The 23,164-nt window shown below is 38.3% G+C and carries 21 protein-coding genes; 12 read left to right on the top strand and 9 right to left on the bottom strand.

Annotated elements, in window-relative coordinates:
* Positions 1 to 393: 393 nt before the first annotated feature.
* From Q0093_RS05850 to Q0093_RS05830, 5 genes are read left to right on the top strand one after another with little or no spacing between them, the layout of a single operon-like run.
* On the top strand, positions 394 to 1,068 hold the full coding sequence (locus Q0093_RS05850) for an ABC transporter ATP-binding protein (protein ID WP_297928933.1): 675 nt from the start codon (positions 394 to 396) through the stop codon (positions 1,066 to 1,068).
* A gap of 7 nt (positions 1,069 to 1,075) precedes the next feature.
* Positions 1,076 to 2,320 (top strand): ABC transporter permease, encoded by a 1,245-nt coding sequence (locus tag Q0093_RS05845; RefSeq protein WP_297928932.1) that lies wholly within the window; start codon positions 1,076 to 1,078, stop codon positions 2,318 to 2,320.
* Between the two features lie 15 nt (positions 2,321 to 2,335).
* Entirely contained in the window at positions 2,336 to 3,592 is a 1,257-nt protein-coding gene (locus Q0093_RS05840; RefSeq protein ID WP_294179107.1) for an ABC transporter permease, read from the top strand.
* Positions 3,593 to 3,616: 24 nt separating this feature from the next.
* Positions 3,617 to 4,720 carry an efflux RND transporter periplasmic adaptor subunit gene (locus Q0093_RS05835; RefSeq protein WP_297928930.1) on the top strand — a complete coding sequence of 368 codons (1,104 nt, stop codon included), beginning with the start codon at positions 3,617 to 3,619 and terminating at the stop codon, positions 4,718 to 4,720.
* Position 4,721: 1 nt separating this feature from the next.
* Entirely contained in the window at positions 4,722 to 6,068 is a 1,347-nt protein-coding gene (locus Q0093_RS05830; RefSeq protein WP_294179110.1) for a TolC family protein, read from the top strand.
* Between the two features lie 79 nt (positions 6,069 to 6,147).
* Here the strand turns inward: Q0093_RS05830 and rsgA are convergent, their stop codons facing one another.
* The 3 genes from rsgA to pyrH form a co-directional block, all read right to left on the bottom strand.
* Positions 6,148 to 7,083 (bottom strand): ribosome small subunit-dependent GTPase A, encoded by a 936-nt coding sequence (gene rsgA / locus Q0093_RS05825; RefSeq protein WP_294179112.1) that lies wholly within the window; start codon positions 7,081 to 7,083, stop codon positions 6,148 to 6,150.
* 162 nt (positions 7,084 to 7,245) lie between these two features.
* On the bottom strand, positions 7,246 to 7,806 hold the full coding sequence (frr, locus tag Q0093_RS05820) for a ribosome recycling factor (RefSeq protein WP_294179114.1): 561 nt from the start codon (positions 7,804 to 7,806) through the stop codon (positions 7,246 to 7,248).
* Positions 7,807 to 7,948: 142 nt separating this feature from the next.
* A complete protein-coding gene (gene pyrH, locus Q0093_RS05815; protein WP_297928928.1) occupies positions 7,949 to 8,659 on the bottom strand; it encodes a UMP kinase in 711 nt (236 codons plus the stop codon).
* A 167-nt stretch (positions 8,660 to 8,826) separates the two neighbouring features.
* On the opposite strand from pyrH, the gene Q0093_RS05810 reads away from it, so the two are divergent.
* Positions 8,827 to 9,711, top strand: coding sequence for a hypothetical protein (locus Q0093_RS05810; protein ID WP_297928926.1), 885 nt, complete (start codon positions 8,827 to 8,829; stop codon positions 9,709 to 9,711).
* Here the strand turns inward: Q0093_RS05810 and Q0093_RS05805 are convergent.
* Genes Q0093_RS05805 through Q0093_RS05795 form a run of 3 tightly spaced genes read right to left on the bottom strand, consistent with a single transcriptional unit; the run spans position 9,686 to position 11,211 of the window.
* Complete coding sequence (locus Q0093_RS05805) at positions 9,686 to 10,423, bottom strand: biotin--[acetyl-CoA-carboxylase] ligase (RefSeq protein ID WP_297928924.1); 738 nt, start codon at positions 10,421 to 10,423, stop codon at positions 9,686 to 9,688. The genes Q0093_RS05810 and Q0093_RS05805 overlap by 26 nt on opposite strands.
* A 37-nt stretch (positions 10,424 to 10,460) precedes the next feature.
* Positions 10,461 to 10,832: an MmcQ/YjbR family DNA-binding protein gene (locus Q0093_RS05800; RefSeq protein ID WP_297928922.1), complete on the bottom strand. Its 372-nt coding sequence runs from the start codon at positions 10,830 to 10,832 to the stop codon at positions 10,461 to 10,463.
* A 13-nt stretch (positions 10,833 to 10,845) separates the two neighbouring features.
* The gene (locus Q0093_RS05795; protein ID WP_294179122.1) at positions 10,846 to 11,211 is read right to left on the bottom strand and encodes a YraN family protein; all 366 of its coding nucleotides are present in this window, start codon (positions 11,209 to 11,211) and stop codon (positions 10,846 to 10,848) included.
* Positions 11,212 to 11,388: 177 nt separating this feature from the next.
* Here Q0093_RS05795 and Q0093_RS05790 point away from each other — a divergent pair, with 177 nt between their 5' ends.
* The 5 genes from Q0093_RS05790 to Q0093_RS05770 all read left to right on the top strand — a co-directional run bounded on the left by Q0093_RS05790 (position 11,389) and on the right by Q0093_RS05770 (position 15,138).
* Positions 11,389 to 12,102, top strand: a complete 714-nt coding sequence (locus Q0093_RS05790; protein WP_297928920.1) for an SIMPL domain-containing protein — start codon at positions 11,389 to 11,391, stop codon at positions 12,100 to 12,102.
* A gap of 7 nt (positions 12,103 to 12,109) precedes the next feature.
* Positions 12,110 to 12,550 (top strand): nucleoside deaminase, encoded by a 441-nt coding sequence (locus tag Q0093_RS05785; protein WP_294179127.1) that lies wholly within the window; start codon positions 12,110 to 12,112, stop codon positions 12,548 to 12,550.
* A 6-nt stretch (positions 12,551 to 12,556) separates the two neighbouring features.
* Complete coding sequence (locus tag Q0093_RS05780) at positions 12,557 to 13,273, top strand: hypothetical protein (RefSeq protein ID WP_297928918.1); 717 nt, start codon at positions 12,557 to 12,559, stop codon at positions 13,271 to 13,273.
* A gap of 32 nt (positions 13,274 to 13,305) precedes the next feature.
* Entirely contained in the window at positions 13,306 to 13,584 is a 279-nt protein-coding gene (locus Q0093_RS05775) for a hypothetical protein (protein ID WP_294179134.1), read from the top strand.
* A gap of 225 nt (positions 13,585 to 13,809) precedes the next feature.
* Entirely contained in the window at positions 13,810 to 15,138 is a 1,329-nt protein-coding gene (locus tag Q0093_RS05770; RefSeq protein WP_297928916.1) for a glycoside hydrolase family 71/99-like protein, read from the top strand.
* Between the two features lie 189 nt (positions 15,139 to 15,327).
* On the opposite strand, the gene Q0093_RS05765 is transcribed toward Q0093_RS05770, so the two are convergent.
* Both Q0093_RS05765 and rpsA read right to left on the bottom strand, forming a co-directional pair.
* Positions 15,328 to 16,239 (bottom strand): ribonuclease Z, encoded by a 912-nt coding sequence (locus Q0093_RS05765; protein ID WP_297928914.1) that lies wholly within the window; start codon positions 16,237 to 16,239, stop codon positions 15,328 to 15,330.
* Positions 16,240 to 16,816: 577 nt separating this feature from the next.
* The gene (gene rpsA, locus Q0093_RS05760; protein ID WP_294179141.1) at positions 16,817 to 18,616 is read right to left on the bottom strand and encodes a 30S ribosomal protein S1; all 1,800 of its coding nucleotides are present in this window, start codon (positions 18,614 to 18,616) and stop codon (positions 16,817 to 16,819) included.
* A 651-nt stretch (positions 18,617 to 19,267) separates the two neighbouring features.
* Between rpsA and Q0093_RS05755 the strand changes: the two genes are divergently transcribed.
* On the top strand, positions 19,268 to 21,715 hold the full coding sequence (locus Q0093_RS05755) for a fibronectin type III domain-containing protein (protein ID WP_297928912.1): 2,448 nt from the start codon (positions 19,268 to 19,270) through the stop codon (positions 21,713 to 21,715).
* Positions 21,716 to 21,949: 234 nt separating this feature from the next.
* Here the strand turns inward: Q0093_RS05755 and corA are convergent, their stop codons facing one another.
* Positions 21,950 to 23,026: a magnesium/cobalt transporter CorA gene (gene corA, locus Q0093_RS05750; RefSeq protein WP_297928910.1), complete on the bottom strand. Its 1,077-nt coding sequence runs from the start codon at positions 23,024 to 23,026 to the stop codon at positions 21,950 to 21,952.
* Positions 23,027 to 23,164 lie beyond the last annotated feature (138 nt).

Here is a 23,164-nt window from a genome sequence, read left to right as displayed (position 1 = left end):
ATTCTATGTCAATTATTATATAGAAAAGAAATATATTTGGGAGGGTTAACATTTAATTTGTAGTGTCGGTTTGTTTTTATGGGCAGGTTTGGACGGCCTTTATCGACATGACTATCTTTTCCTGTTGGATCGTTATCGAATTTTCATCGATCCGATTTCAATAGCCTTTTTATAGTTTTTGGTTGCGAATGTTAAATAATGTTGGCTTGTTCGTATTTAATGGTACTATGTATTACATGGTACTTTATGTTTTGTATCTTTGAGGAGTAGAATAAGAGGTAAATTTGAGCCTGTTAAAATTTTGTACAGGTATTTTTTGACTGAAAATTATTATTTGCAACCTTTAGAGCTGTAATACGCGTCTAAGATTAAAATTATATAGAATATTTGACTATGATACGTCTTGAGCAAATTCACAAAACTTACCATAATGGTTCTCCATTACATGTGCTAAAAGGTGTCGATTTGGAGATCGGCAAGGGGGAGTTGGTTTCGATAATGGGAGCATCCGGATCTGGAAAGTCCACTCTGTTGAATATATTGGGTATTTTGGATGATTATGACTCGGGTAATTATTATTTGAATGATGTGCTTATTAAGAATTTATCGGAGACTAAGGCTGCTGAGTATCGTAATCGGATGATCGGATTTGTTTTTCAATCATTCAATCTGATATCTTTTAAAAATGCGATGGAGAATGTCGCTCTTCCTTTATATTATCAGAATGTATCACGTAAAAAAAGAAATATGCAGGCAATGGAGTATCTCGAAAAAATGGGACTTCGAGAACATGCTCTGCACTTGCCTTCTGAATTGTCTGGAGGACAAAAACAGCGGATTGCCATAGCACGGGCGTTGATTGCCCGTCCGCAGATTATATTGGCTGATGAGCCGACCGGAGCATTGGACAGTAAGACGAGTCAGGAGGTTATGGATTTATTGAAAGAGGTAAATGAAGAAGGAATGACTTTGGTTGTCGTAACTCATGAGAGAGATATTGCCATTCAGACGAATAAGGTCGTTCATATCAAAGACGGGATTATCGGTTCGGTCGAGGTTTTAAGATAGGATAAGTATGTGGAACATTATTCAGGAAATATGGGGTGCTTTGCGTAATAATAAATTACGAACATTTCTGACCGGCTTTTCTGTTGCATGGGGTATTTTTATGCTTATCCTACTATTGGGTGCAGGTAATGGGTTGAAGAACGGGGTACAGAGTAAATTCTCATGGCGTGCAAAAAATGCCGTAGCCTTATGGACGGGGCGGACGTATCTTCCGTATAAAGGTATGCCCAAAAACAGACAAGTAAGTTTTCGCCCTGAGGATGTATCCGAATTTCGTAAACTTCATCCGGAGGTTACCCGTTTCACCGCTGTTCTCGATCGCTGGGGAGATACTTTGTCGGTAGGAAAAGAATCTATGTTTAATTTGATAAAAGCTGTTTCTCCCGAATATCCGTCTATTCGTAATATAGAAATTGTAGCGGGAGGAGGGCGTTTCATTAATGAAGCTGATATGAAAATGGCTCGTAAAGTAGCTGTAATTCACGAGCGTACGGCCGAGACGTTATTTAAATCCAAATCGGCTATAGGACAGCTTATCAGAGCCGGAGATGTGGTTTATAAGGTTGTCGGTATCTATACAGAAGAACTTATGCAGAGTTCGCCAGATGTATTTATTCCGTTATCGACTGCCGGAAAAATTTATTTTCCTGACGAAAAATATAAGAGCTTGGAAATGTTGGTAGAGGGTGTAAACTCATTAGAGGAAAATGCTGCTTTTGAACGAGGGATGCGGGAAACGTTGGGACAGATCGGGGATTTTTCTCCGGACGATAGGAATGCGTTGTACGTCAGAAATACGATATCCGATTATTTGCAGACACAAGGAATATTTAACGGGATACAAATTTTTATTTGGATTATCGGTATCGGGACTCTTATCGCCGGCATTGTAGGAGTTAGTAATATTATGTTGATCTCAGTAAAAGAGCGGACTCGGGAATTAGGCATCCGAAAAGCATTAGGGGCTACTCCTGCTTCTATTTTGAGGCTGGTCGTAATTGAATCGGTTTGTGTAACGCTTTTTTTCGGTTATTTGGGAATGATTGCCGGAATCGGTTTAACGGAAGGTGTAAATGCTTTGTTGGTGGGTGGAGAAATGGGTAAAGATATGATATTTCAGAATCCTACGGTAGATCTTTCGATAGCGGTTTCTGCAACATTGGTCCTTGTTGTGTCCGGAGTTCTTGCCGGATATTTCCCGGCTCGGAAAGCTGTGCGGGTAAAACCGATAGAGGCATTACGAAGTGAATAATTAAGTTTTGAAGTTATGTTTGATAAGGACAAGTGGCAGGAAATATGGCTTACGATCATGCGGAATAAGATGCGTAGTCTTTTGACTGCATTTGGAGTGTTTTGGGGAATATTTATGTTGGTACTCATGTCAGGATCGGGAAATGGACTTGAGGAGGGTATAATTTCCGGAGTGAAAGATTTTCCGAAAAATTCCTGTTATTTTTTTTCTGAGAGGACCTCTGAACCTTATGCCGGTTTTGCAAAAGGGCGTAATTGGTCTATACATACATCGGATATGGAGATATTGAAGGAGCGTTTTCCCGAAATAGAACGAATATCTGCTATTATGTTTGAATGGAATGAAAAAAACACATTACGGAATAATAAATATGGAGCTTACATGGTAAAAGGGCTTTCTCCCGATTATCTTTTTATAGAACCCCAACGGATGCTTTATGGGCGTTATATAAATGAGGTGGATATTCGGGAGAGACGAAAAGTCTGCGTAATAGGGGAACAGGTGTATCAAGAGATGTTTATGCCGGAAGAGAATCCTTTAGGAAAGTTGTTACAAATTAATGGAGTGGCTTATCGGGTGGTAGGCGTGAATATTCCGGTAACGAAAATACAGATAGGAGGCCGTTCCGAAGCATCTATTATTTTGCCGTTTAGTACTATGCAGCAGAGTTATAATAGAGGGGATAAGATGGATTGTATAGCGTTGTCTGTCAATGAGAAGTTTTCGGTTTCTGTTTTGGAGGAGGAAATGAAAAAAGCCATTAAAAAACATAATCGAATTTCTCCTGACGATTTGCAGGCCGTCGGCAGTATAAATGTTGAGAAAGAATTTAAAATGTTTTCTTCTTTGTTTGGGGGGATAAATATTTTGATTTGGATTGTAGGAATAGGAACATTATTGGCAGGGGCGGTAGGTGTAAGTAATATTATGTTAGTGACCGTAAGGGAACGGACTAAAGAGATCGGTATCCGTCGGGCATTGGGAGCTTATCCCCGTTCTATATTAATGCAAATTATGTCCGAAAGTCTCATTTTGACATTACTTGCCGGTTTCGCCGGTCTGTTTATGGGAGTGGGACTTTTATATGTGATAGATATACTTATGCAAAATCTGTCGCACGGGGAACAGATGTTTTTCGCTTCTCCTCAGATTTCTTTTGCAACAGCAGTTTCAGCATCTTTTGTCTTGATTGTTACCGGTTTGCTGGCGGGATGTTTGCCTGCATGGAGGGCTTTACAGATAAAAGCGATAGATGCGATACGAGAAGAATAAATAGGAAAAATAATAATAGAGATTATGAAAAAATATGTAAAGTTTTTTTTGTTGCTGGTATTTGCGATAATGCTTGTCGGTACGTTTGTATTTTTATGGAGAAAGTCTCGCCCGGAGATAGTCATATATGAAATAATTGCTCCTCAAAAAGGGACGATAGAGAAAAAAACAATAGCTACCGGAAAAGTAGAGCCGCGTGATGAAGTTTTGATAAAACCCCAAATTTCGGGTATTGTGTCTGCGGTTTATAAAGAAGCAGGGCAGATGGTGAAAGCCGGAGATGTGATTGCTTTGGTAAAGGTGATTCCGGAGATGGGAACGTTGAATGCTGCAGAGTCTCGGGTTAATGTCGCTCGGATCAATTTCGGTCAGACTCAGCGGGACTTCGACCGGGCTCAAAATTTGTTCCGTTCCGGTGTGATTTCAAAGGAAGAATTTGAAAAATGTCAATTGGAAAATAACCGGGCGAAGGAGGAGTTGCAGAATGCTCAAGATAATCTGGAGATTGTAAGGGATGGAATCTCCAAACGTTCGGCACAGTACAGCAATACTCAGATTCGTTCCACTATCGATGGTATGATTCTCGATGTTCCGGTAAAAGTCGGTAATTCCGTAATACAATCAAACAATTTTAATGACGGTACTACGATAGCTTCTATTGCAAATATGAATGACATGATTTTCAAAGGTAAAATAGACGAAACAGAAGTCGGTCAACTTCATGAAGGTATGCCGATCAAACTTACGGTCGGTGCTCTCAGAGATGCTTGTTTTGATGCGGTTCTGGAATATATATCGCCGAAAAGTACAGAGGAGAACGGAACAGTCTTGTTCGAAATTAAAGCAGCGGCTTCGATTCCTGACACCGTATTTGTTCGTGCCGGATATAGTGCGAATGCTGAAATTATTTTGGATCGGAGAGAAAATGTGCTTACTATACCGGAAAGTGCGGTGGAATTTCATGGGGATTCAACTTTTGTGCAACTGGTACAGGATAGTGTGAGTCGTCCTCAGATATTTTTGCAAAGGCCGGTAAAAACAGGGTTATCTGATGGAATATCGATAGAGATAATTTCAGGAGTGAAAGAGGGGGAATTTATTCGTGGAAATAGAATTATAAAGAAATGAAATGATGAATATTCGTAAAATAATCGGAATAAGCTTTGGTATGGTATCGTGTTGTTTTTCGCTTGTCGCACAAGAAAAATGGTCGCTGTCGCAATGTATCGATTATGCCGTACAAAATAATATTCAGGTAAAACAGAAACAGCTGGAAAAAGAAAATAGTGAAATACGGTTGAACACAGCTCGTATGAGCCGTTTACCTGATTTGACCGGAAGTGCCGGACAAGATTTTTACTTCGGACGGAGTCCTTCACGTACAGGAGTTTATGAAGATCAATCTCAATCTTCAACGTCATTTCGTATATCATCGTCAGTCCCTGTGTTTACGGGATTTAAGATTCAGAGTGAGATCGGTTCTGCTCGGTTCGATTTGAAAGCCGCCGTAGAGGAGCTGAACAAAGCAAAAGAGGATATTGCCTTGAATGTAACATCTTATTATTTACAGGTCCTTTTTAATAAAGAGATATTGTGTATAGCACAAAAACAGTTAGAAATTAGTCGTTTGCAATTGAAGAAAACAGAAAAGATGGTGGAGCAAGGTAAAAGTTCTGAGGCATCTTTGTATGAAAGTCGGGCTTTGGTTGCTGAAGATGAAATGAATGTGACCCAATCGGAAAATAATCTGCTTTTATCTTTAGTTGATCTTTCTCAACTACTGAATTTAGAAAAGGCGGAAGGTTTTGATATTGAAGAGCCTGATATGAAGGCGGTTACTTTGCAACAGACGGCAACTTTGGTATCTCCATCGGATGCGTTCAGGTTTTCTGTGGAAAATCGTCCCGGCATAAAATCGGCTTTATATTCTTTAGAAAGCAGTCGGTATAATTTGAAACAGGCTCGTTCGGGATATTATCCTACACTTTCTTTCGGAGCGTCTTACGGGACGAGCTATTATCATGCTTATAAGGGGGGAGATGAAAATAACTGGACTTTTGCCGAACAGATGCGTAATAATGGGAGCGAAACACTCGGTTTTACATTATCTGTCCCGCTTTTTAATCGTTTGGTAACCCGCAATCAGGTAAAGCAAGCCCGATTGCAAATCCGTTTGCAAGAACTGGCTCTGGATAATGCCCGTCAACAGCTTTATAAAGAGATTGAGCAAGCTTATTATGCTGCAGTAGCTGCACATAAAAAGTTCGTTTCTTCTCAAAAATCAGTGGACGCAGCCCGTATCTCATTCGAGTATGAACAGAAAAAATATGATGCCGGAAAATCAACGGTTTTTGAATATAGCGATGCAAAAAATAAATATGAGAAAAGCTTGTCCGAACAAGTTCAGGCGCGTTATGATTTTTTGTTTCGTTCAAAAGTCTTAGACTTCTATAATGGGAAACCTTTGGTTTTCTAATTGCTTTCTGTCTTCCGGATGTCGTACAATACGGGCATTCGGGGGCGATGGCGTATCGATGACTGTATGGTAATAAAAATCAGTAACCTTCTCTATATTTTCCTTCAGTGCTATCATTTATAATGCTTAGATAGCTTGCATATCGGGATTCGCTGATTACATGTTGTTCTACAGCCGTCAGTACGGCACAACCCGGTTCATGGCGATGTGTGCAGTTGTTGAAACGGCAATTGCGGGAAATTTTAAATATTTCGGGGAAAAAATGAGCGACCTCCTCCGGTTCGAAGTCGATAGTACCGAAACCTTTTACTCCCGGAGTATCGATAATATATCCTCCTTCGGGTAATGGGAACATTTCAGAAAATGTTGTTGTGTGCATTCCTTTATGATGTGAAGTCGATACATTTCCTGTTTTCAGATTTAATCCCGGAAGAATAGTGTTGATCAGAGTAGATTTTCCAACACCCGAGTTACCGGACAGCAAGGTAATTTTTCCTTTTAGAAGAGACTTGATCTCCTCGATGCCTTTTCCCGTCAATGCCGATACCTTAAAACAATCATATCCGATAGTGTCGTAAAGATGTATCAAAGCATTCATGTATTCTGTATCGTCCTCGTTGTAACTGTCTGTTTTATTGATGACGATTTTTACCGGGATTCGGTATGCTTCGGCGGTAGCAAGAAAACGATCTATAAAGATCGTATGGGTAGAAGGATTACTGACCGTGATAATTAATAAAGCTTGGTCGATATTGGCCGCCAGAATGTGAGACTCTTTAGAAAGGTTTGACGATTTTCGTATAATATAATTTTCTCGTGGCTCTATTTTCGAAATGAAAGCCGTCCCTTCTTTATTATTTTCTATTTCTACCCGGTCTCCGACTGCAATGGGATTGGTACTGCGGATTCCCTTTAAACGGAAATTACCTTTTATTTTGCATTTGATCTCTTTACCGTCATCCGTTTTTACGATATACCAACTACCGGTATTTTTTATTACGAGTCCGTGTTCCATATTATTTGATAAGACTATGTGTCCGGGAAATCCGGAACATTTTAAAAAAGAAAAACTAAAAGCGAAACAAACCGTTCTGACTTTTAGTTCTTCCAATATGTTTTATGTTGTTCAAAAAATTCTTTTTACAACGAAAATAAGAGTGAGATTCGGAGTTATGAATTATACGGTTAGAATCTCTTTTTCTTTTGCAGTGAAAATATCGTCTATCTTTTTAATGTATTTATCGTGAATTTTCTGAACACTGGCTTCTCCGTCTTTTTCAACATCTTCGGGCATTCCGGCTTTAATAGCTTTTTTCAATCCATCGATAGCGTCTCGGCGTGCATTCCGTACACTTACTTTTGCATTTTCAGCTTCTTGCTTTGCTTGTTTGACTAAAGCTTTACGTCTCTCTTCTGTCAACGGAGGTAATCCTAAACGGATAATTTCACCGTTGTTTTCAGGGGTAATGCCTACTTCGGAGTTTTGAATAGCTTTTTCGATCTCTTTGAACATCGATTTTTCCCACGGTTGTATGGCGATGGTTTTGGCATCGGGAGTAGTGATGGTGGCTACATTACTGATGGGTACCATACTGCCGTAGTATTCTACCCGTACCGGGTCAAGAATGCGAGCGCTGGCTTTTCCTGCACGAATTGTCGCCAGAGCTTCATCTAAAAACTCAACACTCATCGCCATTTTTTCTTCAGCGGCATCCAGATATGTTTTTACGTCTGTCATAGTGGTTTTATATACGATGGTTTATAAAATTCGGTTCTCAGTAAGAATAAATGTTTTCGATCTTATTTAACCGATATGTTAATGTATTTCTTTATGGAACAAATATAAAATAGTTTCGGCAAATCTCAAAACGTTTCTCGGATTAATAAACTAATGTGCCTATATTCTCACCGGTGAGGACTTTTTTCAAGTTACCGTTGGTGTCCATATCGAATACGATGATCGGAAGTCGGTTTTCCTTGCAAAGCGTTGTTGCCGTCAGGTCCATTACTTTAAGTCCTCGGGTATAGATTTCATCATAACTGATCTTATCGAATTTTACAGCCGTTTTATCTTTTTCGGGGTCGGCAGTATAAATGCCATCGACACGAGTACCTTTTAGCATTACATCGGCTTCTATCTCTATACCTCTCAAAGCCGACCCTGTATCGGTAGTGAAATACGGATTTCCCGTACCACCCGAAATAATAGCGATTTCACCTCGTTTCATGGCATCTATCGCTTTCCATTTACTATAATGTTCACCTATGGGAAACATATTGGTCGCAGTGAATACGTGAGCTTTTTGTCCCAGAGAATCTAATGCCGAACTGAGGGCGAGACTGTTGATTACGGTAGCGAGCATGCCCATTTGGTCGCCTTTAACACGATCGAATCCTTTGGCTGCTCCGCTCAATCCTCTAAAGATATTTCCACCTCCGATTACAATGCCGATTTCGATGCCCAGCTCTGCAATTTCTTTGATTTGTTCAGCGTACTCATTCAGTCGTTTTTCGTCTATACCGTACTGTTTTTCACCCATAAGCGATTCGCCGCTCAGTTTTAGTAATATACGTTTGTACTTGATATTCATATTTTTGATTTTATAATTGAGAAAATTCCATGTTTTATCGTTTCCTTGCCAAATTTAAACATTTTAAATGAACGGGATAAACTACTATTCAAAAAAGAGAAATATATAGATCCTTTTTTATTAAATTTGCAACATAAGAGCCTGTTGCTTTGTTTCGGAAAATGTAGATGAGAAAGATTGTTATCATATTATTTTTGAGTATGGTGTATTCGCTTCAGGGGGCGATTATTAATGAGAAATTGTATCGTAAAGCAGAGACTCATTTTGAGAATCGGGAATGGAGCGAGGCGCTTTCTATGTATAACATTTTGTTGGTCGAGAATCCGAAAGAAGTAAAGTTATACGTCTCTTCTGTTGTAGCGGCATCTTACCGGGAAGCTCCTCAGTCGGTAATGCATTATGTTGAACTTTCGGAACGTAACGGCGTGTCTTTGGATTCTCTATTCGTCGGTGTGAATGCTTTGACTATGGCTCATCGAAAATCTGAAATATATGAGAATATGTTATTGTTGATCAAGAAGGAGCAGCCATGGTTGAAAAAATTGATCAATACTTATTTAATTCGCTTTTATCGTTTTAGAAATGATGCGCCTCGTATAGTAGAGATTTCGGACGAACTTTTAGAGATGTTTCCGGGTGATGAAAGACTTCTTAAATTCAAAGGAGATGCTTTGCTTGAACAGGGAGAAGAATTGCAATCTTTTGACTGTTATAAACAGATATATCAAAAAGATTCGACCAATCGGGATGCTCTGATCTTTCTGGGCAATTTTATGTATAATCGGGGAACTGAGCAATTAAAAGAGCTGGAAATGCATTATGATAGTTTGATATCTCCTACACGAATGCAATATGCTTCTTATGAATGGGAAAAAAACAGAATTCTGGATACCGATTTCCGAGAAGCTGCATCTTATCTTGAGAAAGCCGATAAACAATATACTACTCCTTATTTGCGTAAAACGTTATATTCTATTTATACACGTTTGGCGGAAATAGAAAAAGCGGAGATGATTTTGAACGAGTCTAAATCACGAAAGAGATCTCCTTAAATGCAAAAGTATGGATAGAGCCGTTCTCTTTTTTCAATATCAATTGTCCGTTAGGTTCTATTCCTTCGATAGAGGCGTTGAAGAATTCTTTTCCGGATAAGTAGGGATGTAACCCTCTGTTTCGAAAAAGAAACTCCATGTATTTTTGTTTTATTTTTTCTTCGTTATCAGGTGAATATGTATTGTATTCATCGGCAATACTGTCGAGAATTTTCTCAAGAAGTTCGGGAAGGTCGTGTTCTTTACCTGTAATTTGGGCAAGCGATACCGGATTCGGGGCATCTGATTTAAAATATTTCTGGTTTATGTTTATGCCGATTCCTATTATAGCATTACTGAGGGATAAACCAGTAAGGTCGACCTCGATCAGCATTCCGGCTATTTTTTTTTCTTTCCAGTAAATATCGTTCGGCCATTTTATGGAGAAATACCGATCATATTCTTTTAGAACTTTGACGATTGCTATGGAAATGAGTTGGGACAGAATGAACTGTTTTCCCGGTGGAATATGGTTCGGATGAAGTAGGATGCTGAACGTTAGATTTTTACCCCGTTCCGATTCCCAACTATTACCCTTTTGTCCACGTCCGGCAGTTTGGTAATCGGTGATTACGACTGTACCTTCGGGTTGCTCTTTTTCTCTCATAATCAATTCTCTTAAGTAAGAATTGGTCGAATGAGTTTCGTTTAGGTGTATAAAAGTTTTGCTCATGTTTTGTTTTTATAATAATGACTTATTTAAACAGGCTCTAAATTCCCAGGTTTTCGAGTTGCGCGAATAACTTTTCTCTTTTGATTTTTGGTAATTTTTTTAAGACTTCAGTATATGAGTGGAGTATCCATTCTTTCATTTGTCTCTCTTTCGCTTTATCATAGACGATCGTATTCCAGTATTTTTTATTGGCGTGATATCCGGGCATTACATAGTCATATTGTTCCCGTAATTCGATTGCCAGATCAGGGTCGCATTTTACATTTACCCAGTGTTGTTCGGTTTCGAGACTCGTATAAAGAAACATTTTTCCTGCGACTTTAAAGACCAAAGTAGTTTCGTCAAACGGAAAACATTCTGTCGTTTCGGGAAGGTATAAGCAAAATTCCCGTATTTGTTCTATATCCATATTGTTTTATATTTTACAGTAACGGCGGATAAAAAGCATCCGGAATATGTTCGATTTCATACTCATTTCCTTTTTTAATGATGGAAATAATATCGAACCGGACTTCGAACGGGAGATCGTATTTTTGTATATATGCGTCCGTCGCATCTATGATATGCCGTATTTTTCGAGTATTTACCGCATCTTCCGGATGTCCGAATAAATCGGAACTTCGAGTTTTTACTTCGACAATGATCAGCGTCCGGTCCTTATATGCGACAATATCCAGTTCGAGTTTTCCGTTTTTCCAATTAATATCCCGGATCACATAACCTCTGGCAATAAGATATTCGGCAGCCCTTTCTTCTCCGGTTTTTCCTGTTTGGTTATGTTTTGCCATAATCGGGAGTTTTGAAGATGAATCTATTTACGAAAATACGCCTTTCCGATGAATTACGCAAAATGCATCTCAATGCTTTTTATTTTTTGTTTAAAAAAACGGAGGAAGATGACTCTTATTCTCTTTTAAATGTTATATTTGTGAATAGAAGAATTTATTAATTAAAAACTTAAGATAATGGATTCAAAACGATTTCAATTGCCGATAGCCGGATTATTGATTGCTATCGGTCTTTATTTGTTAGGGTGGACATTAAGCCATGCTTTGATGGAAATTAAAGATAGGGACAGAATTGTTACGGTTAAAGGATTGGCGGAAAAGGAAGTTCCTGCCGACAAGGTGATCTGGCCTTTGGCATTTAAAGAAATCGGTAATGATATGATTTCGATGTATGATGAATTGAACCGTAAAAATCAGATCATTGTAACTTTTCTGAAAAATAACGGAATAACCGATAACGAAATATCCTTGTCTGCACCTCAGATTATCGATATGAAAGCAGAACGATATTCGAATACTCAGTCGCCTTATCGTTATAATATTACATCGGTGATAACCGTCACTTCGGGACAGATTGATCGGGTGCGTAAATTAATGGATAAACAGGCCGATTTATTGAAATTGGGAGTTGCTATTACAGGCGGAGAATATCAATATAACCCACAGTTTTTCTTTACCAAATTGAATGAAATAAAGCCGGGAATGATAGAAGAAGCAACTAAAAATGCTCGTTCTTCGGCCGAAAAATTTGCAAAGGATTCTGATAGTGAATTAGGTAAAATAAAACGTGCCAATCAAGGACAATTCATTATCGAGGACAGGGATGTAAATACTCCGTATATAAAAAGCGTACGTGTTGTGACGACTGTCGATTATTATCTTGAAGATTGAAAACTCAATGGAAGAAAACCGGGATGAATATTTTATGCGTCAGGCTCTGCTTGAGGCGAAAGAAGCTTATGATAGAGATGAAATTCCTGTCGGTGTGGTGATTGTTTATAAAGATCGTATAATAGCCAGAGGTCATAATCTGACGGAAACTCTGAACGATGTTACGGCTCATGCCGAGATGCAGGCGATTACTTCGGCGGCAGGTGTATTGGGTGGTAAATATTTGATAGGGTGTACTGTATATGTGACTTTAGAACCTTGTATCATGTGTGCCGGAGCATTGGGTTGGTCGCAAGTTTCTCGGATTGTTTACGGAGCAGCCGATGATAAGCGCGGATTTCAAAAATTTGCCCCGAAGGCTTTGCATCCTAAGACCGAGATTCAGGGAGGGATTTTACAAGAAGAATGTACACAATTGATGCAAAGCTTTTTTCGCAATAAAAGATAGGAAATAATGAAAAAGGTATGTTTTATCGTAGCTATGCAAGGCGAAGCAAAACCGTTGATACGCCATTTCGGATTGCATCATATTGAAGGCTGTTTCGGATCGTTGCCTCCACAGGCATATAGGGCATCCTATGCCGGAAAAGAAATATTTTTGGTGACGAACGGGATAGAGCAGGAAACGGGATTGGACTATATCGGTTGTGAGGCGGCTGTGCTTTCGGCGCATTTGGCTGTATCGTCTTTTTCACCCGATCTTATTATTAATGCCGGGACAGCAGGCGGTTTTGTTTCGAAAGGGGCAGAGATAGGAGATGTTTATTTAAGTAATAAATATGTTGTATTTCATGATCGCAGAGTCCCGATTCCCGGTTGGGACAAAATGGGACAGGGTTATCTGCCGTGTGTTGATCCTTTGAATATTATATCCGAAATAAATGCTAAATCGGGAGTGTGTACATCCGGCAGTTCGCTGGATATAACCGGAGATGATTTAGAACAGATGAAGCAAACCGGAGGTGAAGTGAAAGATATGGAGGCGGGGGCTGTCGCTTGGGTAGCATCGTTGTATAATATTCCACTGCTGTGTGTGAAAGCTATTACCGATTTGGTAGATGCGGGACATTCTACTCCGGAACAGTTCAATGATAATTTTTTGTTGGCGACACAGCGTTTGGATGATGTCTGTTTCAGACTGATAGATGAGAAATTGGTAGATAAATTATAGTAAGTAGTAAAACCTGAAAATACGTATAGAATATGGAAAACACTCGAGTAAAAGTAGAATTGGAGATAAAACCGGAAATGGCTCTGTTATTAGGTATGGTATTGCATGGGGGTACATACGGTTATAATGTGGTTAGTAAGTTATTGACGCCCAAAAGTCTGAAAGATCTTCATGACATCGGTCAGAGTATTATAGATCAGGTAGAATCGGAGCGTGATATGGCCATATACGAAAAAGAATTGTTGGCACGTCTCAATCCGGAAGAATTGGCCTTTTTTAAAGAACTCCGAAGTGCTGAATCGAAAAAATAAAGGCAGAGGCAGTTATATTGGGAAATTCAGACAGGCGTTGAGATGACATATTTGATATTTATAGAGCAGAGAATATAGGACGTATTTTCTGCTTTTTATTATTTGATAAAAAAGATTAGTATAAACGGAAGGTATTGTTATTTTAATTCTGTTTTCCCCATTAATTTAAGAACTTTTTTATATTCCGCCGGTATATTTGCCATAAATAAAAAACATACGATTATTATGAAAATATATCGGAGGCTGGTTTGTGCCGGATTGATTTCATTGTTTCTTTTGCCGGGTGTTTCGGCAAAATCTTCGACTAAAAAGATAAAGGGAGTGCAATATCCTACTTATAAAGGTTTGGTAATGGTGGGTTATCAGGCTTGGTTTACAACTGATAAGGATGGATCGAAACGTTCTTGGACACATTATTATACCGGAAGAAAAGATGAAAATGGAAAACGTCTGCCATTTGGTGCGGGGGCTGCTAATATCGAACTGTGGCCTGATGTAAGCGAGTATAAAAAGGTGTATGAGACTCCGTTTATATTTAAAGACGGGAAACCGGCGTTTCTTTTCAGTTCGGCAGACGAAAGCACGATAGACCTCCATTTCAAATGGATGAAAGATTATGGTATAGACGGGTGTTATCTGCAACTTTTTTTGAGCAGTGTGGTCAAACCTAATCCTCAACGGGATGAGATATTCGGATTGTGCTTGAAAGCTGCAGAGAAGTATGGACGAGCTTTTGCTCTTATGTATGATCTTAGCGGTCTCTCCAACGACGATCATATTACAGCTGTTGCTTCCGATTGGAAAGCGAAAGTGGAAAAGTACAATATTACCGATACTAAGAAAAACCCGTCGTATCTTTATGAAAACGGACGTCCGGTGGTTGCATTGTGGGGTGTCGGTTTTAAAGCCAAAAAAAGCACTCCGGGACAATTTGTGACATTGATGGACCGTATCGATGAATTTACCGGTCATGAATTCTCATATTTATTGGGCGTTTCTTATGATTGGCGTAAGGGTGGCGGAGATTGTTATGATGCCGGTAGCTCTAAGTTGCAGGAACTACACGACTGCATACGTCGTGCCGATATTATTATGCCTTGGGCAGTGGGACGTTATAATCAGGAATTATATGAAAAAAGGAGCGGAGAGACTTTGGTAGGCGATGTCGAGTGGTGTGAAAAGAATAATATCTTGTATGTTCCCTGTGTATTTCCCGGTTTTTCGTGGAAAAATATGAAACAGTGGAATAGACCTTATGATTTTATTTCTCGCAATCACGGAGATTTCTTCTGGTCTCAGGTTGCCGGAGCGCAGGCTGCCGGAGCGAAAGCTTTATATGTCGCTATGTTCGACGAGTTGGACGAGGCTACGGCTATCTTCAAGTGTCTACGGCGTAATGATGTGCCTTTGAACGACTATAAAGGTGATGGCGGTATGTTTATCGGAATAGACGATGAGTTACAATCTGATCATTATCTTTGGCTGACAGGAGAAGCCGGAAAATGGATACGAGGTGGAAATGGTTATTCGGCAGAACAACCTGTACGTAAATAAATAAAGGATATAAGAGCTGGTCTAAATTCTCCGACAAAAAAATATTATCAGGTCATTTTTGTGTTTTCTTCCGCTCTTTTTCCCGTTTTCATTTGTTAGATAGCTTGTTGTTCTCCTCGTGAAAATAGAAAGATATCCTTAAAAAACTCTTGAAACTGATCCGTATAAATTTATATAATTTATTGAAAATCATATATTTATATGCAAACCTTCTTTGGCGAGGATCGTATTGGGAAAAATCTGTTCAGCTTCTTTCAGGAAAATCGAATCTTCTTCGTACCGTGCAGAGAAATGACCTAAAAGCAGTTTTTTAACATGGGCTTTCTGAGCTATTGTAGCGGCCTGGATAGCTGTAGAATGGAAAGTTTCTTTAGCCCGGACTTTATTATCTTCGGCGAAAGTCGCTTCGTGATATAGCAGGTCTACCCCTTCGATCATGGGAATCAGTTTTTCCAGATAGGTAGTGTCTGAACAATAAGCGTAGCGTGATATCGGATCGGCCGGGCGTGTCAGCCTTTCGTTCGGGATAATCGTTCCCTTCGGTGTGATAAAATCAGCACCTGATTTAATTCCGGCAAGTTCTTTAATCGGAATATTGTAAAACTTCACCATATCACCGATCAGATGTCTTTGTTTCTCTTTTTCTTCAAATAAAAAACCGCAAGACTGTATACGGTGTTTTAGCGGTAGAGAGGAGACGCGCATAGTGCGGTCTTCATAGATTACTTCATATTTTCTTGGTAAGGGTTCGAATCGCACTTCAAACGGGAGTTCTCGGCAAAAAAAATCGAGATGAGGTCTGAATATCCTTTCGGCTTCGGAGTTTATATGTATAACAAGCTCTCCGGTACGTCCCAATATGCCCAGTGTAGAGATTAATCCTATCAGTCCGAAACAGTGATCTCCGTGTAAATGTGAGATAAATATATGGTGTAGTCTGCTGAATTTCAGTCTGTTTCTTCTGAATTGTAGTTGAGCTCCTTCTCCGCAATCTATCATAAAAAGTTTTTCCCCATAACTCAATACCTGAGAGCTGGGATAATGACGGGTAGTAGGCATCGCTGATCCGCAACCTAAAATCGTTAACTCGAAATTTTTCATAATGTAATCCGGATTTGAACTCCAGACAAAAAACGTTTCGGAAAAATTCTGGAGTCGTTTTTTGCTGTTTATGCAAACAAATATATAGATTTCAACCGAAAAAATATCGGATTTGTTTAGATTTTATAGAGCTTTGTTTAAAGCTTTTTAAATTTTCCACTAAAAATTAGAACCTGTCGTCTAAATTTTACTCAAGTTAGATTTGAGAGTTTCTTTTGAGGATGTCTTGTTGTTTTCATTCGTCAGATAGTCGACTATGTATGTTCTTTGTTGGAACTGAAAAATGTTTTCGAAAACAGTTCTTAGAAAATGTCTGTATAAAAATTAGATAACCCTTTGATTTTGCTTTGTGTATGTTATTCGGTGAGTATAAAAGTAACACATAAAAGAAAGAATAATAAAGTTGTCCCCCTTTAGTTGATTATATACTTTGAAGTGGAATTAATACAGTTTGTTGTAGATTAGGACTTTTAATATTGAAACAATTAAATAAAAATAGTTCTGTAATGAGTTTTCAGAATATAAAAAAACAGGCTATCAAAATTAGATAGCCTGTTTTTTATAATTTGATTTCAGATTATTTCTTTTCCGATTCCAACTTTTCTTTCAATGCGGCAAGCTCTTCAATATCACCCAAAGTAGTTTTTTCTACATTGTTGTTGATAGCTGCAGTTTCATTTTCTGCTTTGGCTGCTTTCTTAGCTGCTTTCTTAGCTGCAGATTCTTTTTTAGCTTCTGCTTTAGCTTCATCTTCGAAGATGCGGCTGTGTGACAAAATGATACGTTTAGCATCCTTATTGAACTCAATTACTTTGAAAGGTAATTTTTCTTCCAATTGAGCTTGAGTACCATCTTCTTTTACCAAATGTTTCGGAGTTGCAAATCCTTCAACGCCATAAGGTAATGCGATAACAGCACCTTTGTCGAGCATTTCGATAATTGTTCCTTCATGAACTGAATCGACAGTAAATACTGTTTCGAATACATCCCAAGGATTTTCTTCGAGTTGTTTGTGTCCAAGACTCAAGCGGCGGTTTTCTTTGTCGATTTCCAAAACCTGAACTTCGATTTCTGCACCGATTTGAGTAAATTCCGACGGATGTTTGATTTTCTTAGTCCAAGACAGATCGGAGATATGGATAAGACCGTCAACACCTTCTTCGATTTCAACAAATACACCGAAGTTAGTGAAGTTACGAACTTTAGCCATGTGGCGAGAACCTACAGCATATTTAGCTTCGATATTTTCCCATGGATCTGGTTTCAATTGTTTGATACCTAAAGACATTTTACGTTCTTCACGATCCAAAGTCAAAATAACGGCTTCTACTTCATCTCCTACTTTCATGAAGTCTTGTGCACTGCGCAAGTGTTGTGACCAAGACATTTCAGAAACATGAATCAAACCTTCGACACCCGGAGCGATTTCGATAAATGCACCATAATCTGCCATAACCACTACTTTGCCTTTGACTTTGTCTCCGACTTTCAGTTCAGAACTCAAAGCATCCCAAGGATGAGGAGTAAGTTGTTTCAGACCGAGAGCGATGCGTTTCTTTTCATCATCGAAATCGAGGATTACGACATTCAATTTTTGATCGAGTGAAACGACCTCTTCGGGATGGCTGACACGTCCCCAGCTAAGATCTGTGATGTGAATCAAGCCGTCTACGCCACCCAAGTCGATGAATACACCGTAAGAAGTGATATTCTTAACAGTTCCTTCAAGTACTTGTCCTTTTTCAAGTTTGGCGATAATATCTTTTTTCTGTTGTTCTAGTTCAGCTTCGATAAGAGCTTTGTGAGAAACAACGACATTTTTGAATTCTTGGTTGATTTTTACTACCTTGAATTCCATAGTTTTACCTACGAATACATCGTAATCGCGAATGGGTTTAACATCGATTTGAGAACCCGGCAAGAAAGCTTCGATGCCGAATACATCAACGATCATACCGCCTTTGGTACGGCATTTGATAAACCCTTTAATGATTTCATCGTTTTCAAGAGCCGAGTTAACACGATCCCAAGAACGAGTAGCGCGAGCTTTTTTGTGAGAAAGCACCAATTGGCCTTTTTTATCTTCCTGACTTTCAATATACACTTCGACAGTGTCTCCGACTTTTAAATCAGGGTTGTAACGGAATTCGTTCATCGAAATAACGCCGTCCGATTTGTAACCGATATTTACGACAACTTCTCTTTTGTTCATCGAGATAACCGTTCCTTCAGTTACTTCTTTGTCTTTTACAGTGTTAAGAGATTGATCATAGGTATTGACCAATTCCTCACGGCTTTTTTCACCTAACACTTCGCCTTTTTCATAGGCATCCCAGTCGAAATTTTCGACGGGTGAGTTTTTTAATTCTTGATCCATTTGTTTAAATAATTGATTTTCTTGTTAATAAGTTAGACATTATATGGTCTCAAAATCGGGGCAAAGGTAGTGATTTATTTTGATATACAAAGGGTTCTGAAACCCTTTTTTTGATTGTAAAAAAAATATTTTCATAAAATTCAAACGCTTCTTGATAATATTTTTTGTCGGAAAATTTATGCAGGATTTTAATTGTGTATTTTTTGTCTCTTGTCGGATATATCGATCGAGTTAATGCGAAAATGCTTATTTACTATTCTTTTTTTAATTAGTTGGTAATATATTCTTTCTTGTTAGTATTGTCGGAAATTTGTGTAATAAGTATATTATCATAATGTTTAGATGTTATAGTTTGTGTTTTATATATTTATTAACATTTCTGAAGATTGAATGATCGTGTTCTATTTTTAAGATAAAAATTTAATTCTTGAAATTGGAATAGAAAGTATAGTTCTTTGAAATACGTTGTTTCTATCTTTTGAATTTACCGTATAATAGAATAGTAGAATTGATTATTTAGAATTTATATAAATAGTAAATCTTTTAGGGAAACGTTAACAATGTTTTATATTATAATACTTGTAATCAAAACATCTACATTTGCTTCGATTTTTTAGAGAAATAGGTATTAATCAATAAAAGAAGAGTAATATGAAAGATTTACGACTCGCGTTTTTTTTAAGTTTATTATTTTGTTTAGGTAATTTACGACTTTCGGCACAGGAGGCACAGTCGTTGCCGTTGAATATTACAAGTAATGATCAGCTTTTTTCCCGCTCTGAAAGTGGTACGGCTAAAGCATCTGTTTCGGGAACGAATCAGATTTCTTTTATAAAGGATGGTTCAAAAACGGGAGAGTCTTCGGCTGTTATTTGGATCGGTGATGTTCCCGGACGTTTGAAAATGTCTGTAAACAAAGATGGTTTTGTTTGCACAAGCCATACGAACTCATTAACAGTGTATGCCTCAAGCGATAATTCTTTTTATCGGCAGTTGGGTAGTTTTAATCATAAAAGTGGTACTGTGGAGTTTGACCAGCCGTTGAATAAAGATGATCGTTACATACGTTTCTATTATGATGTGACTTCGAGTTTTTTGGGAACAAATTTCTGTGCTCATGGCTGGATACCTACTATTACGATTACAGAGCCTATATCTTTCCCTTCTTCAGTGGTTACGGATACGATTACTGGAGGCGTATCGTTTACCGGAAAATTCACAGTGAATTATTCCAACCCTTCAGGCGATTTAATATTGACATCTTCCGATCCGAATATTGTTCTTCAGACCACTCGAATCAATGGAGCTTCCGGGCAAGAAGACAGTCAAGAAATATCATATATATACAATCCTTCGGTAACGGGAGCAAAACATGCAGATATTACTGTGACAGATGAGGGAAATAATACGTATTCGAAAGTATTGGGGTTGAATATTGTAACCGTTCTTCCTGAAGCTCCTTCTGTAGAAGCAGATGATAATAATATCGATTTGACTTCATTTCGAGCAACATGGCAACCGGTAATAAATGCTTCTTCATATTTGTTGACGGTAACAGATGCTGACGGCAATATAGTAGGGGAGTATAAAGATTTTGTTGTTGCTGGGGCGACATCGGTCGACATTACAGGATTAGTACCTGGTACATTATATAAATATTCGGTGAAAACAAAAATTGAAAACTTTGTTTCCGAGTCTTCTTCTGTAAAAGAAATAACGACATTGAAACCGGTGATCGATCCCTTTGTTATAGAACCCTTTGAATCGGTTGCAGGCATGCCGTCATTGCAAACCTTAACGGTTGGTGTGACCGATTTGTATGGAGATATTTCAGTTACTATATCGGGAGATGACGCAGCAGTATTTACTTTGGGAGAGGGAGAAGAAACTATTGGTAAGGATGCCGATTCTAAGCAGTTACATATAACTTATACACCGGTGAAGCCGGGAATTCATACGGCTAAGTTAACTTTAGTGTCAGAGTATGCTGAGCCGGTAACAACGATATTGAATGGTACAGCAGTATTGTCTGCTCCTACCGGATTAGTTGCAACGCAAATTACACCTGACGGTTTTACTGCTAATTGGGATGCTGTTATGGGAGCTACCGTGTATGAACTTACTGTTGTGACTGTAGAGGGAGAACCTGTTGACGGATATATTGCTAAAGAAGTGGATACCGCTACTTTTTGTCAAATAACCGGTTTGAATCCGGCTACGGAGTATATTTTTAAGATAATAGCCAAATATGGAGAGTTTGTTTCGCCGGAAGCCGTTTCCGAAGCGATAACGACATCTGTAGTTCCGGTTATTGAGACACCTGTTATTTCAAAATTTGCGACAGAAGTTTCTGTTGTTGCTGAACAGCAAATAACAGTTTCAGCTACAGACCTGTATGGCGATATTACAGTTTCTATAATGGGTGCGGATGCTGATAAGTTCGATACAGATGTGGTAATTTTAGATAAGTTGGGGCTTAAGCAGATTACGATAACTTATGAATCGGAAGAGGCTGGAGAACATGAAGCGATTCTTTCATTGACTTCGGATTATGCCCAGTCGGTGAATGTAACATTAAACGGAACATCTTCACTGGCAAAACCTGTTATTGCTGTCGGTGATGTGTGTGAAGGTAAAATTCCGGTAAGTTGGAATGCCGTTGCCGGCGCTGCTGAGTACCATGTAACTTTGTATAAGGGAGAAACTCCAGTGGACGGATATGATAATATTGTGACGAACGAAACGAATTTTACGTTTATGGACTTGACCGGTTCTACTCAATATTTTGTAGTTATCACTGCCATTTCGGGAAATTATTTTACTGCTTCGGAAAAAATTGCAGTAATGACTCTTCCGACCGGATTAAGTACGACTTCCGCCGAAGTCGTGACTATATATCCTAATCCGGTTGTTTCGAATATCTTTATTAAGGGTATAGTGGCCAAAGAGGCAAAAATATATTCGGTAAACGGACGACTTCTCATGTCTGTTTCTCCCGTAGATAACAAAATAGATGTTTCGTCTCTTGTTCAAGGAATATATTCGATTTTGATTAAGTCAGATACGGACGTTGTTCGCTTGCAATTTATCAAAAAATGATTTTTAATTGATTTTATATGGATAAAAATAAAGCAGTGAATTAAGTTTCATTGCTTTATTTTTTAAGAGCCGGTTTAAGATTCCCGATAAAGAAATAATTCTCAAGTCATTTTTATATTTTCTTTCAAACTTTCTCGTTTTCTTTCGTTAAATAGCCTGCTATTTTTCCCATAAAAACTGAAAATATCCTCAAAAAAATTCTTAAACTCGATCCGTGCAAGATTTAGACAAGCTTTAATACCAGTGTTGTTTTTTTATATACCACCATACTCCGATAACGATAATCCCCATTAATCCCCATGCCATTAGGTATCCATATTGCCATTCCAGTTCCGGCATTGACTTAAAGTTCATACCCCAAACTCCTACAACAAAGGTTAAAGGAATGAATATTGTCGTGACTACGGTCAGTCGTTTCATTATCTCATTCATTTTTAAGTCGTTGTTTGAGAAATATAGATCAAGTAAAGAGGCTAAGGTTTCTCTGCATATTTCTATGGATTGGATAATAAACAACATTCGATCTTCAAGATCGTTGAGATATATCATGTCATCGTCGCAAACGAGTTTGTTCTCATTGTGCATCAGTTTATTAAAATCGTCTTTTAAAGGGAGTATAGATTTTTTCAATTGTAAATAATCTCTTCGATTTGCTTGTATCCGGTTACCGAAATCGTCATGAGGGTTTCCCGTGATGATTTCATCCTCCATTATACCCAAAACGTCTTCGAGTGTTGCAATGACATCTAAATAATTGCTGAAAATATTGTTTATCAATAAACAGAATAGATAATCTACCGGGCGATTACGTACGCGGGCGGTATTTTGGGTAATAGCCTTTTCTACGTTATCGAAGAGTGGAAGATCTGATTCCTGAAAAGAAAATACATACTCTTTACCCATAATTATACAAATATGTTCTTGCTGCAATTCTTTATTTTCAGAGTAATAGAATGTATTTAGGATAAGGAATGTTTTATCTTCATAAGTCTCTATTTTTGCAATATGTTGGCTGGTAAGTATATCCTGTATATCGGTAGAATGAAGGCCTAAAGTTTTACCTATAAGCGCAACAGTTTGAGTATCGGATAATCCGGAAATATGTATCCAGTTCTTTTTTCTGTTTTGGATAAAAGGAGGTAGTTTTTCCGGAGATGTGAAAGAATGTTGAGTATAACTGTCTGCATCATATTGTGTAAGATAAATATGCATTTCGCCTTTACGATCTCCGGTGTATATAAATTCGTCTGTTAGCAGGTTATTTTTTATGTGCCGGTGTTTTTTCCGAAGGTTCGAGGTCTGTTTGTGCATGATTCTTCTTTTTATAAGTCTTGTTTACAAAGTTAGTAAACAAAAAGATAAAAAGATATAACTTTTTATCGCTTTGTGATAGAAATAGTATTGGAATTTGTCTGAGGATCGGGTTGAATTTTCCGATAAAATTATATA

This window comes from uncultured Coprobacter sp. (genome assembly GCF_947855755.1).
GTDB lineage: Bacteria > Bacteroidota > Bacteroidia > Bacteroidales > Coprobacteraceae > Coprobacter.
This window is presented reverse-complemented; position numbering and strand designations above follow the sequence as displayed.